The following is a 15,676-nucleotide window of genomic DNA, read 5'->3' on the forward strand; positions in this document are numbered from 1 at the left end:
CATGCTGTGCGCAGGTGTTTAGGCCCGGTCGATGATATGTGCAAAAGAGCCGTAAGCGCGGCCTTCGCGCAGGCCCATGGCGGGCAGGTCGGTGCCTTCGGCGTCCTCGGCCTGAAACAGCTTGTCCCCGCTTTGATAAAGCGTTGTGGCGTAATGGAATTCATGCGCCAGGAAGGTGCCGGTGAAGGGGCCCTTGGTGGCCGTCACCCTGCGGTATCCCAGCTGCATCTTGCGCTTCTTGAACGAGGTCGCGAGGTTCAGCAGCCCGGCCATCTGGTGCGGCACACCGTCCGCATCGGTCAGCACATCGCCCAGCACCATGTAGCCGCCGCATTCGCCATAGACCGGCAGGCGTTCACCATGGGTGCGCAGGGTGGTCAAGAAGCGGCCCGCGTTGGCGATCCGGCCTGCGTGCAGCTCGGGGTAGCCACCGGGCAGGAAGACAAAGCCCGCGCGCGGCACCGGATCGTCATTCAGCGGCGAAAAGAACGTGATTTCAGCGCCCTGCGCATGCCAGTCGGCCAACATGTGAGGGTAGGAAAAGGCAAAGGCCTCGTCCCGGGCAACCGCGATGCGCTGTGCGGGCGGCGTCATGCGGGGCGCGTCTGAGGCGCCGGGCAGGGGCGTTGCCAGCTCCAGCAGCGCGGCAAGATCGGGGGGCGCATCGCCCGGCACGCCCTCGGCCAGGATGGCGGCGGCACGGTCGAGAAAGGGGTCGAGATCGGGCCGTTCCCCCGCCTGCACAAGGCCCAGGTGGCGCGAGGGCATGGCAAGGTCGGGGTGGCGCGGCAGGGCGGCCAGCACGGGCAGGCCAAGCGGGGCGAGCGCGGTGCGCAGCATCCGGGCGTGGCGGGGCGATCCGACGCGGTTCAGGATGACGCCCGCCACCCGCACCGCCGGATCATGCGCGGCGAAGCCGGCGACCAACGGCGCGACCGACTGCGCCATGTGCGAGGCATCGACGACCAGCACCACCGGCAGATCAAGGATGCGGGCCAGGTCCGCCACCGCGCCCTTGCCGTCGGGGGGCGCGCCGTCGAACAGGCCCATGGCGCCCTCGATCACCAGAAGCTCGTCCCCCGCCGCCAGTGACCGGATCCGGTCGGGCGTCATTGCCCAGGCATCGAGGTTGAGGCAGGGCGCCTCGCAGGCGGCTTCGTGAAAGCGCGGGTCGATATAGTCGGGGCCGGATTTCGCGGCGCGGACCGGGTGGCCCATCAGGTTCAGCAGGCGCAGAAGGGCGAGCGTGACCGTGGTCTTGCCCGCGCCGGATGTCGGCGCGGCGAGGATCAGCCCGGGCATCGGCTCAGGAGGCCTCGGCCGGGCGCCCGCGTCCAAGCGGATCGAGGTTGCGGGGGGCCTCTCCGGCGGCGAGGCCCTGCCAGTCGAGCACCTGACGCATCAGAACGGACCGGCCCACGCAGAGGATCGCGGGCGGTTCCAGCCCTGCGGCGTCGATGTCGGTGACCATCCGGCCAAGCGTCGTCTCAAGCACCTGCTGGCGGTCGGTCGTGGCGTTGCAGACCACGGCGACGGGTTCGTCGGCCGGGCGGCCCGCGTCCATCAGCGCGCCGGAAATCTGCGCGACGTGCTTCATCCCCATGTAGATCACCAGGACCTGCGCGCCTTCGGCGATGGCCTTCCAGTTGAGGCTTTGCGGCGTCGCGCCCGACTGGTCGTGGCCGGTGACGAAGGTCACGGACTGGTTCACGTCGCGGTGCGTCACCGGGATGCCCGCATAGGCCAGCCCGCCGATGCCCGCGCTGATGCCGGGGATGATGCGGACGTTGACGCCGTGCTGGATCAGGGTCTGCGCTTCCTCTCCGCCCCGGCCAAAGACGAAGGGATCGCCGCCCTTGAGCCGCAGCACCCGCTTGCCCTCGCGTGCGAGATCGACGAGCCGGAGAGAGATATCGCGTTGTTTTGCTGAAGGTTTCCCGCCGCGCTTGCCCGCGTAGACGTGTTCGGCCTGCGGCGCCCAGTCCAGGATCGCCTCTTGCACCAGCGCGTCATAGATCACCACGTCCGCCTGCCGCAGCGCGTTCACCGCATGCAGGGTCAGCAGGCCCGGATCCCCGGGGCCCGCGCCGCACAGCCAGACCCAGCCCGGTTCGAGCGTGGGCCACTGGCCCATGGGGCCGGCAGGAAGGGCGAGAGAGTCGGTCATGCGCTGTATATGGCGGTTTTCGCGGGGTGTGGGAAGGGTTTGGACGGCGTTTCGGACGGCGTTCCCGACATGATCGCATCGCGTGGAACACTTGCCCGCCTGCGTGGCGCGGCGTGGACGGGTGTTCCTGGTGGGTGCGGGGCACCAGCCTATTTTCGCCTCATCCCTAATCCCAATTTCTGTCCCAAGCCCGATACGGCCGCGCTAGCGGCCCGGGCAGCGGCCGACCGCCCCATGGGCGGCCGCTTCGTTGACGTAAGTGCCTTGATTGATTGGGGGGCTTCCACGGTTAGATAAAGCGAAGACCAAATGCGGCGGGAGCGGCAGCCCGCGGTCGGCCGCTGCCCTCTTGTTGGTCCCTCAGGTCACGCGAAGGGATAGTCGGGATAGCCCACGCCAACAAGGTACAGCCCCTGTGGCGGACATACAGGTCCGCAGGCGGCGCGGGATCTGGCCTCGAGCGCCTCGCGCACCCGCTCGGTCGGCCAGGAACCAGCGCCGACGCGTTCCAGCGTGCCGACAATAGACCGGACCTGGTTGTGCAGGAAGGACCGGGCGCGAAGGTAGAAGCGGAGCTCGGGACCCGAGAGGCCCTCGTGCTCTTCGATCCGGATCTCGTCGAGTGTTTTGACCGGGCTTTTGGCCTGGCAGATGACGGACCGGAAGGTGGTGAAGTCGTGATGCCCGACAAGATGCGCCGCGCCCTGGCGCATCAGGTCCGCATCCAGCAGCTGCGGCACCTGCCAGACAAGGCCCGCATCATGGGTGGCAGGCGCGCGGCGCATCAGCAGGCGGAACATGTAGCGGCGTTCATGGGCCGAGAAGCGGGCGTGCCAGTCGTCGTCCACCTGCGCACAGGCACGGATTGAGACGGGCGCGGGCTTGAGGTGGTGATTCAGCGCCTCGGACAGGCGGAAGGGATCCCAGTCCTTGGTCAGATCGGTATGGGCGACCTGCGCGGTGGCGTGGACGCCCGCATCGGTGCGCCCGGCGGCGGCGATCGTGTGGGGGCCGGGTTCGAGTTTCGCCAGCGCGGCCTCGATCGCGCCCTGCACCGAAGGTTGATCGGCCTGGCGCTGCCACCCCGCGAAGGGGGCGCCGTGGTATTCGACCTGGAGGGCAAAGCGGGGCATGGGCGGCGTTTAGCCTGAGCGGAGGGCGTGGTCCAGTGGGGGCGGAAGGGGGCGCTGCCCCCGTCCTGCGGACTCCCCCGGAGTATTTTGGGCAAGATGAAGGGGGAGAGGCCATGGGGACCGGTATCGGCTTCTGCACTGGCATCGGGGCGGGGGGGCGCCTACATTGTCGGCAAAGGCAAGTGGGAACCCTGGCAGTGATCATCGGAGATTTTGCGGACAGCGTCGTGCGGCAGGTCGAGGCCGTGGGGCAGACCGTGACGGGCGTCTTTTCCGAACCGGTGATCCGGCTGGGGGTGACGGGGCTGGCCCGGGCGGGCAAGACCGTGTTCATCACTTCGCTGGTGGCCAACCTGCTGGACCGGGCGCGGATGACCGGGCTGGTGGCGCAGGCTGATGGGCGGATCGTGACCGCCTACCTGCAGCCGCAGCCCGACGACACCGTGCCGCGGTTCGAGTATGAGAGCCACCTGGCCGCGCTGACCTCGGCCGCGCCGCATTGGCCCGACAGCACGCGGGCGGTGAGCGAGCTGCGGCTGTCGCTGAAGGTCCGGCCTTCGGGGCTCTTGTCGGGGATGCAGGGGCCGCGCGTCGTGCATCTGGACATCGTGGACTATCCGGGCGAGTGGCTGCTGGATCTGGGCTTGATGGACCGGTCCTATGCCGAATGGTCGCTGGACATGCTGGCGCGGATCGAACATCGGGCGCAGGCGGCGGAGTTCCTGTCTGCCGCGCAGGCCGCCCATGGCAAGGAGAGCTGGGAGGAGCCGGACGCCCAGGCGCTGGCGCGTGCCTATACCGGCTATCTGGAGGCCGCGCGCAAGGCGGGCTATTCGGACCTGACGCCGGGACGCTTCCTGCTGCCCGGAGAGATGGCGGGCAGCCCTGCGCTGACCTTTGCGCCGCTGCCGGTCGAAGACAAGCCGGGGCGCAAGAGCCTGTATCGTGAGATGGAGCGGCGGTTCGAGGCCTACAAGTCCAAGGTGGCCAAGCCCTTCTTTCGCGACCATTTTTCCCGCATCGACCGGCAGGTCGTGCTGGTTGATGCCCTGGGCGCGATCCACAAGGGGCCGCGCGCGGTCGAGGACCTGCGCCAGACCCTGTCGGATATCCTCGAGGCGTTCAGCCCGGGGCGGAATTCGTTTCTGTCGCGGCTGCTGCTGGGGCAGCGGGTCGAAAAGATCCTGTTCGCCGCGACCAAGGCCGATCACCTGCATCATTCGCAGCACGGCGCGCTGAGCGCGATCATGCAGGCGCTGGTGCGCGATGCGGTGGACCGGGCGCGCTTTGCCGGGGCGGAGACGCAGGCGATGGCGATCGCCTCGCTTCGTGCGACGGTGGAGGAGACGCTGTCCCACGAGGGGCGGGCGCTGGATTGCGTGCGGGGCACGCTGCTGGAGCCGGATGGCACACGCGGGCGCAAGGCGGCGATGTATCCCGGTGAGCTGCCCGAGGATCCGGCGCGCCTGCTGAACCCGGCGCGGCAGGGGCAGGAGGCCTGGCTGGACGGGGACTATGCGCTGATGAGTTTCGCGCCCGGTGTGCTGCGCCTGAAACCGGGCGAGGGGCCACCGCATATCCGGCTGGACCGGGCGGCGCAGTTTCTGCTGGGGGACCGGTTGTGAGCCTTGCGATCCGCCAGGCCCAGCCGCTGGACGCGGGCAAGATCGGGGCGATCCTGACGCAATCGGTGCGCGACCAGACCTGGCTGCCCGTGCTGCACAGCGAGGCCGAGAACATTCATTTCTTCGGCCGGATGATCGACCATGGGCTGGTCTGGGTGGCCGACGACGGGGTGGTGCGGGGCTTTCTGGCGCGGGAAGAGGATTACATCCACGCGCTTTACGTGGCGCGCGGGGCGCGGGGGCATGGCATCGGCGCGGCGCTGTTGCGCGCGGCGCAGGCGGTGTGCGGGCGGCTTGAGCTTTACACTTTCGTCGCGAACACAGGTGCGCGGCGGTTCTATCAGCGGCACGGATTTGCCGAGGTCGACCGGACGGACGGCAGCCAGAACGACGAAGGCCTGCCGGATGTCTTCATGGTCTGGGAAGGAGCGCATCATGGCGGATGAGACACGGCGCGGGCCGGTCCTGATCGAACTGGACGAGGCCGGACCCAGCCCGTCCGAGGCGCCGCCCGTGCCGGACGTGCGCGGCGCAGTCGAGGAACCGCAGGGCCGGGCGATGCAGCTGGCGGCGACGCTGGCAGCGCGGCGTCCCTCGCGGCTGGCGCGCTGGTTCTGGGGCCTACTGACGGCGGTGATCGGGGTCGTGGTCTCGACCGCGGCCTGGAGCTACGTGACGGCCCTGATCGCGGCGAACCCGGTGCTGGGCTGGTCGGTCGGCGCGCTGATCGGAGCCTTCGTGCTGGTGGCCCTGGCGATCGTGGTCAAGGAAGTCGCGGCCTTTTCGCGGCTGGCCCGGATGGACCGGCTGCACCGGCTGGCCGAAGAAGCGGTGGTCGAGGAGGACCTGACAAAGGCGCGGGATTTCGCCGGGCAGCTGGATGCCATGTATCGCGGACGGGCGGAGCTGGAGTGGCACCACGCCCGGTTTGTCGAACGCAAGGACGACCAGTTCGATGCGCCGGGGGTGCTGGCGTTGGCCGAGGCGGAGCTTTTGGCGCCGCTCGACCGACTGGCCCTGCGCGAGGTCGAGGCGGCGGCGCGGCAGGTGGCCACGGTCACCGCGCTGGTGCCACTGGCCTTTGCCGATGTGATCGCCGCGATGACCAGCAACATCCGCATGATCCGGCGCATCGCCGAGGTCTATGGCGGGCGGTCGGGCACGCTGGGATCCTTGCGCCTGACACGGGCGGTGATGACGCATCTGGTCGCCACGGGCGCGGTGGCGGTGGGCGACGACATGATCGGATCGGTGCTGGGCGGCAACGTGCTGGCGCGGCTGTCGCGGCGGTTTGGCGAGGGCGTGGTGAACGGCGCACTGACCGCGCGGGTCGGGGTCGCGGCGATGGAGGTCTGTCGGCCCATGCCCTTTGCCGAGGGGCGCAGGCCCCGGGTGACGGCGGTGCTGCGCCGCGCCTTGACCGGGCTGTTCGGCGATGACAAGGCCGCGCCATGAGCTGGCTGAGCCGACATATCGAGCGACTGATGCGCAAGGCCGAGGCCGAGGGGCAGCTCTCGGGGCTGGAAGGCGAGGGGGAGCCCTTGCCGGACCGGGTTGCCGATGCCTCGGACCCGGCGGTGGCCGTGGCGATGCGGATCATGGCCGAGGCGGGGGCGCTGCCCGAGGAGTTCAAGCTGGCGAAAGAGCTTGAGGTCGCCAAGGCGGACTACACCGCGGCGTCGGAGGACGAGAAGCCCGAGGCGATGCGCCGGCTGGCAGAGCTGTCGTTGAAGCATGCGATCGCGCGGGAGGCGCGGAAGAAGTTCATGTCGTAGGCGGGGTGTCTGGTCCGTATGGCGGTGCGGCAATACAGACCGCGCGGCGACGCCATGGGTCTTTTGCGCGACGTCGGCGGCGCGGGGGCGCTGCCCCCGTCGCGTGCCGCGACTCCCCCGAGGTATTTCGGACCAGAAGAAGCCGGGCGCGGGCTGTGTCGGGGCGGGGCGTTTCGCCGCTTTACCCTTGCGGGGGGCGGGCCTATAAGGCGGGCATGATGGGCTGTTTCGCGATCATCATTCGAATTACATGCCCGGCTCTCTGACCAGAGACGCCGGGACAAGGCGCATGGGTTCCCCGCGCCGATCTGACCCCCTCATCACGACCTGAAACGGATCACACGACATGTGCGCCGAGACGCCCAATACCCCCGACTACAAAGACACCCTGAACCTGCCGAAAACCGATTTCCCGATGCGCGCGGGCCTGCCCAAGCGCGAGCCCGAGTGGCTGGCCCGTTGGGAAGAGATCGGGGTCTATGACCGCCTGCGCGAGAAAGAGGGCCGCACGCCCTTTATCCTGCACGACGGCCCACCCTATGCGAACGGCAACCTGCACATCGGTCACGGGCTGAACAAGATCCTCAAGGACATGATCGTGCGCTCGCACCAGATGATGGGCTTTGACGCGCGCTATGTGCCGGGCTGGGATTGTCACGGTCTGCCGATCGAATGGAAGATCGAGGAACAGTACCGCAAGAAGGGCAAGAACAAGGACGAGGTGCCGGTCATCGACTTCCGCCAGGAATGCCGCGCCTTTGCCGACAGCTGGATCGACGTGCAGCGCTCGGAATTCAAGCGGCTGGGCATCACCGGCAACTGGGCCGATCCCTACCTGACGATGGATTTCCACGCCGAGCGGGTGATCGCGGAAGAGTTCATGAAGTTCCTCATGAACGGCGCGCTCTACCAGGGGTCCAAGCCCGTGATGTGGTCGCCGGTCGAGAAGACCGCGCTGGCCGAGGCCGAGGTCGAATACCACGACAAGGAGAGCTTTACCGTCTGGGTGAAGTTCAAGGTCGTGGACAGCGGCGATGCGACGCTGGATTCAGCCCATGTGGTGATCTGGACGACGACCCCCTGGACCATGCCGTCGAACAAGGCCGTGGTCTACGGCGAGGGCATTTCCTATGGCCTCTACGAGGTCACCGGGCGGCCCGAGGAATGCTGGGCCAACATCGGCGATCGCTACATCCTTGCCGATGACCGGGCGGCGGATGTCTTTGGTCGCGCGCGGCTGGACGACAGCATGTACCGCCGCCTGTGCGACGTGACGCAAGACGACCTGGCGAAGATCAAGCTGCAGCACCCGTTGGCCGGGGCCGAAGGCGGGAACGGCGAATGGGACGACATCCGCGATTTCCGCGCCGCCGACTTCGTGACCGACACCGAGGGCACCGGGTTCGTGCATTGCGCGCCGTCCCACGGGATGGAGGAATACGAGCTTTACCGGGATCTCGGGATGCTGGAACAGGTCATCACCTACAACGTGATGGACGACGGGTCTTTCCGCGCCGATCTGCCGTTCTTCGGTGGCAAGTACATCCTGAACCGCAAGGGCGGTGAGGGCGATGCCAACAAGGCGGTGATCGACAAGCTGATCGAGGTCGGCGGGCTGCTGGCGCGCGGCAAGATCAAGCATTCCTACCCGCATTCCTGGCGGTCGAAGGCGCCGGTGATCTATCGCAACACGCCGCAGTGGTTTGCCGCCATCGACAAGCCCGTGGGCGGCGATGACACCCATGGCAAGACGATCCGCGAACGCGCACTGACCTCGATTGACGAGCTGGTCACCTGGTGGCCGCGATCGGGCCGTAACCGCCTGTATTCGATGATCGAATCCCGTCCCGACTGGGTGCTGTCGCGCCAGCGGGCCTGGGGTGTGCCGTTGACGTGTTTCGTCAAGAAGGGCGCGCTGCCGACCGATCCGGATTACCTGCTGCGCGACGATGCCGTGAACGCCCGCATCGCGGAGGCCTTCGAGGCCGAGGGCGCGGATGCCTGGTATGTCGAGGGCGCCAAGGACCGCTTCATCGGCGATGCGGCGGACCCGGAGGCCTATGAACAGGTCTTCGACGTGCTCGACGTGTGGTTTGACAGCGGCTCGACCCATGCTTTCGTGCTGCGCGACCGCGCGGACGGGGCGCCGGACGGGATCGCGGATGTCTACCTGGAAGGGACCGACCAGCATCGCGGGTGGTTCCATTCGTCCATGCTTCAGGCCTGCGGCACCAAGGGCCGCGCGCCCTATCGCAACGTGGTCACCCACGGCTTCACGCTGGACGAGAAGGGCAACAAGATGTCCAAATCGCTTGGCAATACCATCGTGCCCGAAGAGGTGGTGAAGCAGTACGGCGCGGATATCCTGCGGCTCTGGGTGGCGCAGGTGGACTATTCGGCGGATCAGCGGATCGGGCCGGAGATCCTGAAGGGCGTGGCGGACAGCTATCGCCGGTTGCGCAACACGATGCGGTTCATGCTCGGCTCGCTTGGTGATTTCCGCGAGGAAGACCGGGTGGCCCCGGCGGATATGCCCGAACTGGAACGTTGGGTGCTGCACCGCCTGTCCGAACTGGATGAGGTCGTGCGCAAGGGCTATGCCGAGTTCGATTTCCAGGGGCTGTTCCAGGCGGTCTTCAACTTTGCCACGGTGGAGCTCTCGGCCTTCTACTTCGACGTTCGCAAGGATGCGCTTTATTGTGACGGCGACACCGACCGGGCCCGCGCGGCGCGGACGGTTCTGGATCTGCTTTATCACCGGCTGGTGACCTGGCTGGCGCCGATCCTGACCTTCACGATGGAGGAGGTCTGGCTGGAACGCTTCCCGGGCGATCAATCCTCGGTTCACATGGTCGATTTCCCCGACACGCCCGCCGGTTGGCGTGACGCGGCGCTGGCGGCGAAATGGGCCAAGGTCCGCGCGGCGCGGCGCGTCGTGACCGCGGCGCTTGAGGTGCAGCGGGTCGACAAGGTGATCGGCGCCTCGCTCGAGGCCGCGCCGGTGGTGCATGTCGAGGATCCGGAGGTCCTGGCGGCGCTGCAATCGGTGGCCTTCGAGGATGTCTGCATCACCTCGGACATCGCGCTGACAGGCGATCCGGCCCCGGCCGAAGCCTACCGCCTGCCCGAAGTGCCGGGCATTGCCGTGGTGTTCGAAAAGGCCGAAGGCGAGAAGTGCCAGCGCTGCTGGAAGATCCTGCCGGACGTCGGAACCCATGCGCATGAGGGCGTCTGCGGGCGCTGCGACGCGGCGCTGGACTGAGGTGTGGCTTAGCGCCTGAAAGGGGTAAGAGATTTTAGGCCGCCGGGGGGATCCGGCGGCCTTTTTCTTGGGGCGCATGATATGGACAGTGCGGCGGCGTCGCGCGCCGGGGCGCTGCCCCGGACTCCGGGATATTTTGGGCAAAAAGAAATTGGAGTCGGGGCAGGACGTGGGATCACAGATCCCGCGACCGTTCGACGTGGCGCAGGATTTCGACGGCGAGGTCCAGCATCGGGCAGGGTACGCCGCGCGCATGGCTGACCGAGGCGGCGGCGGCGAAGATCGGTTCGATCTCCATCGGGCGGCCCTTTTCCAGGTCCTGCAGGGTCGAGGTCTTGAACCCGCCGTTGCGCATGGCCAGCGACAGGCGCTTTTCGGTGGTCATCGCGATCTCGGCCCCTTCGGCGGCAGCGATGGCGCGGACCTCCTCCATGATGGCGCCGGTGAAATCATAAAGCGGCTTGGCCTGCAGGTTGGTGCCGTTGGGGCTGCGCGTGATGGCCGAGACCGCGTTGAGCGAACAGTTCGACATCATCTTGGTCCAGAGCGCGTTCTGGAAGGGTTCGGTCTGTCGGATCAGCCAGCCCGCGCTTTCCAGAAGCGCGGCGATGCGGGCCACGTCGGTGCGGTCCTGGCCGGGCAGGCGACCGAGGTCGAGGTAGCCTTCGATGTCGTAGGAGATCAGCCCCGGCTCGGGGACGGAGGCGCCGAGATAGGCGATGGCGCCGATGGCCCGGTCCGGCCCGATCTTGGTCCAGAGGGCACCGCCGGGGTCGACCTCGTCCGCGCCCTTGGTGCCGCCCTGGCCGTCGGGCAGCGGATACCACCACGGCACGCCGTTCACGACCGGCAGGATGCGCCCGTGCGGGGCGAGAAGCGCGGCAAGCGTATCGGCCAGCGGCGGGATCTGGTGGCCCTTGAGCGCGGTGATCACCACGTCCTGCGGCGGCAGGCTGGCCGGATCGTCGGTGACCGTTGCCGCAATGGTGTCGATCGTGCCGTCGGGGCTGCGCAGGCGCAGGCCGGTCTGCAGCGCGGCGCAATGGTCTCCGCGTGCGATCAGGGTCACGCGGCCAATGTCGCCGGATCCCTGAGCCCTTGACAGAAGCGCGCCGATCACGCCGCCGATCGCCCCCGCGCCGTAGATGCAGATGTCGAGCGGGCGGTCGGGCAGGGGAGGCAGTGTCATGGGGGGATCCGTCTGATTTGTGTTGCGCGGACGTTACGGGAGCGCCGCGCGGAGGGCCAGCCCTCCGCACCTCCCGGGATATGGGACCAGGGGAAGGGCGGGGGCCGGGCGGGACGGCGTGGGGCATTTACATTGGTCGGTGCGGTTGGTAAGCGAATGGCGTTGACGAAGGGGACCATGCCATGACCGGCATCCTGTGGCAGGACAATCAGATCGAAGGGCGATGGCGCGGCGTGACCGCCGACTGACCCCAATCCTGTTGCCTGCGGCCCCCCGATGGTGCGCCGCCCTTCAAAGACGAGATCCAGATGACTGATCTGACGTACCGGACCGACGGCGGGCTGACCGTGTCGCGACGCGAAATTCCTGCCGAATACCATGGCGACACCGACCGGCTGGCCGAACAGCTTGATGCGCATCGCGGGGCGCTGTTTTCCTCGAATTACGAATATCCCGGTCGCTATACGCGTTGGGAATTCGGATTTTCTGAACCGCCCGTGATGATCGAAGCGCGCGGGCGGCAGATGCGGATTGCCGCGTTGAATGACCGCGGCCGCGTATTGCTGCACATGATGCAGGGCGCGCTGAAGGCCATTCCTGAAGTGGCCGAGATGAATACAGGTGCCGCGGAAATTGAGCTGCGTGTCGTGACGCCGGATCGCGTCTATGACGAGGAGGAACGGTCGCGCGCGCCTTCGGTTTTCTCGGTTCTGCGCGCGCTGGTCGCGCATTTCAAATCGGACGAGGATCACCACCTGGGGCTTTACGGTGCCTTCGGGTATGATCTGGCATTCCAGTTCGAACCGATCGAGTTTCACCTGGACCGGCCGGCGGATCAGCGCGACCTGGTGCTGTTTCTGGCCGATGACCTGCTGGTGGCCGACCACTATTCAACGACGGCGATCCGGTACCAGTACGATTTCACCGATGGCGATCTGACCACCGTCGGCCTGTCCGGGGGCGGTGAGGCCGTGCCATTCGAACGGGGGCGCCAGGATGTGCCGCGCGGCGATCACGCGCCGGGGGAATACGCCGAACTGGTGCGCGAGGCGAAGAAAAGCTTCATGCGCGGCGACCTGTTCGAGGTCGTGCCGGGGCAGGTGTTCTACGAGCCCTGCAAGGACAGTCCGTCGGCCATTTTCAAGCGGTTGAAGAAGATCAACCCCGCGCCCTTCGGGTTCATCATGAACCTTGGCGATCGTGAATACCTGGTGGGCGCCAGCCCCGAGATGTTCGTGCGCGTGACCGGCAGGCGGGTCGAGACCTGCCCGATTTCCGGGACCATCAAGCGTGGTGCCGATGCGATCGAGGACAGCGAACAGATCCTCAAGCTGCTGCAATCCAAGAAGGACGAGAGCGAGCTGACGATGTGTTCGGACGTCGACCGCAACGACAAGAGCCGCGTCTGCGATCCCGGCTCGGTCCGGGTCATCGGGCGGCGCCAGATCGAGATGTATTCACGCCTGATCCACACGGTCGATCATATCGAGGGGCGGCTGCGCGAGGGGATGGATGCCTTTGACGCCTTCCTGAGCCACGCCTGGGCGGTGACGGTGACCGGGGCGCCCAAGCTCTGGGCGATGCGGTTCATCGAAAAGCACGAGAAATCAACGCGGTTCTGGTATGGTGGCGCGGTCGGGGCCATGGGGTTCGACGGTGACATGAACACCGGCCTGACGCTGCGCACCATCCGCATCAAGGATGGCGTGGCCGAGGTCCGGGCGGGTGCGACGCTGCTTTACGACAGTGATCCAGACGAGGAAGAGGCCGAGACGGAGCTGAAGGCCAGCGCCATGCGGGCGGCGATCCGCGGTGACGTGCGGGCCAATGACGGTGCGGGCGATGGCTGGCGCGTGGCGCGCGGGCAGGGGCGGCGGATCCTGCTGGTCGATCACGAGGACAGCTTCGTGCACACGCTGGCCAACTATTTCCGGCAGACCGGGGCCGAGGTGCTGACGACCCGGACGCCGGTTTCGGATCAGGTCTTCGATCAATTCCGCCCCGATCTGGTGGTCATGTCGCCGGGGCCCGGCAATCCGCGTGATTTCGATTGCAATGCGACGATCGGCAAGGTTCTGGATCGCAGGCTGCCGCTGTTCGGCGTTTGCCTGGGCCTGCAGGCGATTTCGGAATATTTCGGCGCGACCCTTGGTCAGCTGTCGGTCCCGATGCATGGCAAGCCGTCGCGCATTAACGTGACCGACCCGGGCGTTGTTTTCGACGGCCTGCCCGAAACGATCACGATTGGTCGGTACCATTCCCTGCACGCCCGCGCGGATACAATTCCGCAGGTGCTGCGCGTTACCGCCTCGACCCCGGACGGGATCGTCATGGGCGTCGAACATCGCGATCTTCCGGTGGCCGCGGTTCAATTCCATCCGGAATCGATCATGTCTCTGGGACAGGATGCCGGGCTGCGCATGATCGAAAATGTCGTTAGCCAGCTTGGGATCGGCAATAAATAGCCTATTCTTTCAGGTAGGTTTTTTGGCCATTTGGTTAATGACCGCTCCGTTTTTGCGACGGGGCGGTCACTTTTTTATTCAAGATCGCGTGCTGACACAAAATACGAGATTGAATGGCGTTTAACCGCTTATTAGGTGTTTTTGCCAAGAATGATCGGTGGTTTTATCAGGCCCATCCTCCGGGCCGTATCGACGCATAAAGGAACTGACACTCATGGTCGATCTCGATTCGATGTCTCTCGATGAACTGAAGAAACTTCGCAAGGATGCGGATTCCGCGATCCGCAATTACGAAGACCGGAAGAAAAAGGCTGCATTGGCGGAACTGGAAGCCAAGGCCGCCGAGCTGGGGTTTTCCCTGAATGACCTGACCGGCGCCACGGGCCGTGGCCGCAAGGTGAACCCGCCGAAATACCGCCACCCCGACGACAGCACCCTGACGTGGAGCGGCCGTGGACGCCAGCCCGACTGGTACAAGGACCTTGTCGGTGGCGGCACGAACCCCGACGATCTTCTGATCGTCAAAGCAGGCTGAGCCTGCCCAGACACAACTGAAATCACACCGATTTTCCAGAAACCGGGCCGTCGCGACGACTGCCCGGTTTTTCATCTTTCGGCCCCCTTCGGTGAACGAAAATGAGGGCCTCTCAAAAATTTACCATTTGATAAAATTTTATTCCGTGCCACGCTGAGGGGACAACGCGACAGCCGGAGACAGAAATGACCCCTTCGCCACGCACTGACGGAATTGCCGCCGGCCGACTGGATGAGGCCCACCTCGATCGCAATTTCAGCGATCTGCATCCGCCGTATGAGCCGCACGAGGCGCATGTCGCCGCCGACCGCTGCTATTTCTGTCACGACGCCCCTTGCATGGAGGCCTGCCCGACCTCGATCGATATTCCGCTGTTCATCCGCCAGATCGCGACCGGCACGCCCGAAGCGGCGGCGAAGACGATTTTCGAACAGAACATCCTTGGCGGCATGTGCGCCCGCGTGTGCCCGACCGAAACGCTCTGCGAAGAGGTCTGCGTGCGCGAAGTGGCCGAAGGCAAGCCGGTCGAGATCGGGCGCCTGCAACGCTATGCCACCGACCGCATGATGGCGCGCGACGTGCATCCCTTCACCCGCGCGGCCCCCACGGGCAAGCGTGTGGCGATTGTCGGCGCGGGGCCTGCCGGTCTGGCCTGTGCACACCGGCTGGCAATGAAAGGGCATGACGTGGTGATCCACGACGCCCGCGAAAAGCCCGGCGGTCTGAACGAATACGGCATCGCCAGCTACAAAAGCACCGGCGGCTTCGCCCAGGCCGAGGTCGACTGGCTGCTGGAAATCGGCGGCATCACGATCCAGACGGGATCCGTGCTGGGGCGTGACGTGACGCTTGAAGGCCTGAAGGCCGATCACGACGCGGTCTTCCTTGGCATGGGTCTGGCGGGCGTGAACGCGCTTGGGCTTACGGGTGACGACATGGCGGGCAGCCTTGATGCGGTGTCCTTCATCGCCGATCTGCGCCAGGCCGACGATCTGGCCACCTTGCCCGTGGGCCGTGACGTGGTCGTCATCGGCGGCGGCATGACGGCAGTGGATGCGGCCGTGCAGTCCAAGCTGCTGGGCGCGCAGACCGTCACGATCGCCTATCGGCGCGGCCAGGACCGCATGGCGGCCTCGGTCTTCGAGCAGGAGCTGGCGACGGCAAAGGGCGTGCACATCCTGACCAACGTCCAGCCCGTCGCGCTGCATGGCAACGGCAAGCTCGAGGCGGTCGAATTCGAATATACCGAAGATCGCGACGGCCGGTTGGCAGGGACCGGAGAGACAGTCCGCATCCCCGCCGATCAATGCTTCCGCGCCATCGGCCAGACGCTTGAGGGCGCGCCCGAGGCGCTTGAGATCGCGGGCGGCAAGATCGCGGTGACGGGGGCCGGGCGGACTTCGGTGGCGGGTGTCTGGGCCGGGGGCGACTGTGCCTTGGGCGGGGATGACCTGACCGTGACGGCCGTGGCCGAGGGCCGTGATGCGGCCGAGGACATCCACGCGGCGCTGATGGCCTAGGCGAT

Annotated in this window: 12 protein-coding genes; 8 read left to right on the plus strand and 4 right to left on the minus strand. The window is 66.6% G+C overall.

The window, feature by feature from the left end; translation table 11 throughout:
• Positions 1 to 18: 18 nt before the first annotated feature.
• From E4S58_RS16185 to truA, 3 genes are all read right to left on the minus strand, one after another.
• Positions 19 to 1,302, minus strand: coding sequence for a cobyrinic acid a,c-diamide synthase CobB (locus E4S58_RS16185; protein WP_136637484.1), 1,284 nt, complete (start codon positions 1,300 to 1,302; stop codon positions 19 to 21).
• Positions 1,303 to 1,306: 4 nt separating this feature from the next.
• Positions 1,307 to 2,167, minus strand: a complete 861-nt coding sequence (cobA, locus tag E4S58_RS16190; RefSeq protein ID WP_136637485.1) for a uroporphyrinogen-III C-methyltransferase — start codon at positions 2,165 to 2,167, stop codon at positions 1,307 to 1,309.
• Between the two features lie 365 nt (positions 2,168 to 2,532).
• Positions 2,533 to 3,300, minus strand: a complete 768-nt coding sequence (gene truA, locus E4S58_RS16195) for a tRNA pseudouridine(38-40) synthase TruA (RefSeq protein WP_136637486.1) — start codon at positions 3,298 to 3,300, stop codon at positions 2,533 to 2,535.
• Between the two features lie 197 nt (positions 3,301 to 3,497).
• Between truA and E4S58_RS16200 the strand changes: the two genes are divergently transcribed.
• From E4S58_RS16200 to ileS, 5 genes are all read left to right on the plus strand, one after another.
• Positions 3,498 to 4,925: a YcjX family GTP-binding protein gene (locus tag E4S58_RS16200; protein WP_136637613.1), complete on the plus strand. Its 1,428-nt coding sequence runs from the start codon at positions 3,498 to 3,500 to the stop codon at positions 4,923 to 4,925.
• Positions 4,922 to 5,371 carry a GNAT family N-acetyltransferase gene (locus E4S58_RS16205; RefSeq protein WP_136637487.1) on the plus strand — a complete coding sequence of 150 codons (450 nt, stop codon included), beginning with the start codon at positions 4,922 to 4,924 and terminating at the stop codon, positions 5,369 to 5,371. The genes E4S58_RS16200 and E4S58_RS16205 overlap by 4 nt, the downstream gene beginning before the upstream one ends.
• Positions 5,361 to 6,380 carry a YcjF family protein gene (locus E4S58_RS16210; RefSeq protein ID WP_136637488.1) on the plus strand — a complete coding sequence of 340 codons (1,020 nt, stop codon included), beginning with the start codon at positions 5,361 to 5,363 and terminating at the stop codon, positions 6,378 to 6,380. Before E4S58_RS16205 ends, E4S58_RS16210 begins: the two co-directional genes overlap by 11 nt.
• A complete protein-coding gene (locus tag E4S58_RS16215) occupies positions 6,377 to 6,700 on the plus strand; it encodes a DnaJ family domain-containing protein (protein ID WP_136637489.1) in 324 nt (107 codons plus the stop codon). Before E4S58_RS16210 ends, E4S58_RS16215 begins: the two co-directional genes overlap by 4 nt.
• A gap of 346 nt (positions 6,701 to 7,046) precedes the next feature.
• Positions 7,047 to 9,962, plus strand: coding sequence for an isoleucine--tRNA ligase (gene ileS / locus E4S58_RS16220; protein WP_136637490.1), 2,916 nt, complete (start codon positions 7,047 to 7,049; stop codon positions 9,960 to 9,962).
• A gap of 175 nt (positions 9,963 to 10,137) precedes the next feature.
• Here ileS and E4S58_RS16225 read toward each other — a convergent pair whose 3' ends face one another.
• Positions 10,138 to 11,151, minus strand: a complete 1,014-nt coding sequence (locus E4S58_RS16225; protein WP_136637491.1) for a ketopantoate reductase family protein — start codon at positions 11,149 to 11,151, stop codon at positions 10,138 to 10,140.
• A 308-nt stretch (positions 11,152 to 11,459) separates the two neighbouring features.
• Here E4S58_RS16225 and E4S58_RS16230 point away from each other — a divergent pair, with 308 nt between their 5' ends.
• The 3 genes from E4S58_RS16230 to E4S58_RS16240 all read left to right on the plus strand — a co-directional run bounded on the left by E4S58_RS16230 (position 11,460) and on the right by E4S58_RS16240 (position 15,671).
• On the plus strand, positions 11,460 to 13,616 hold the full coding sequence (locus E4S58_RS16230; protein ID WP_136637492.1) for an anthranilate synthase component I: 2,157 nt from the start codon (positions 11,460 to 11,462) through the stop codon (positions 13,614 to 13,616).
• Positions 13,617 to 13,830: 214 nt separating this feature from the next.
• A complete protein-coding gene (locus E4S58_RS16235) occupies positions 13,831 to 14,151 on the plus strand; it encodes an H-NS histone family protein (RefSeq protein WP_136637493.1) in 321 nt (106 codons plus the stop codon).
• Positions 14,152 to 14,336: 185 nt separating this feature from the next.
• Positions 14,337 to 15,671, plus strand: a complete 1,335-nt coding sequence (locus tag E4S58_RS16240; RefSeq protein ID WP_136637494.1) for an NAD(P)-dependent oxidoreductase — start codon at positions 14,337 to 14,339, stop codon at positions 15,669 to 15,671.
• Positions 15,672 to 15,676 lie beyond the last annotated feature (5 nt).

This window comes from Pseudooceanicola onchidii, from assembly GCF_004959925.1.
GTDB classification, from domain to species: domain Bacteria; phylum Pseudomonadota; class Alphaproteobacteria; order Rhodobacterales; family Rhodobacteraceae; genus Pseudooceanicola; species Pseudooceanicola onchidii.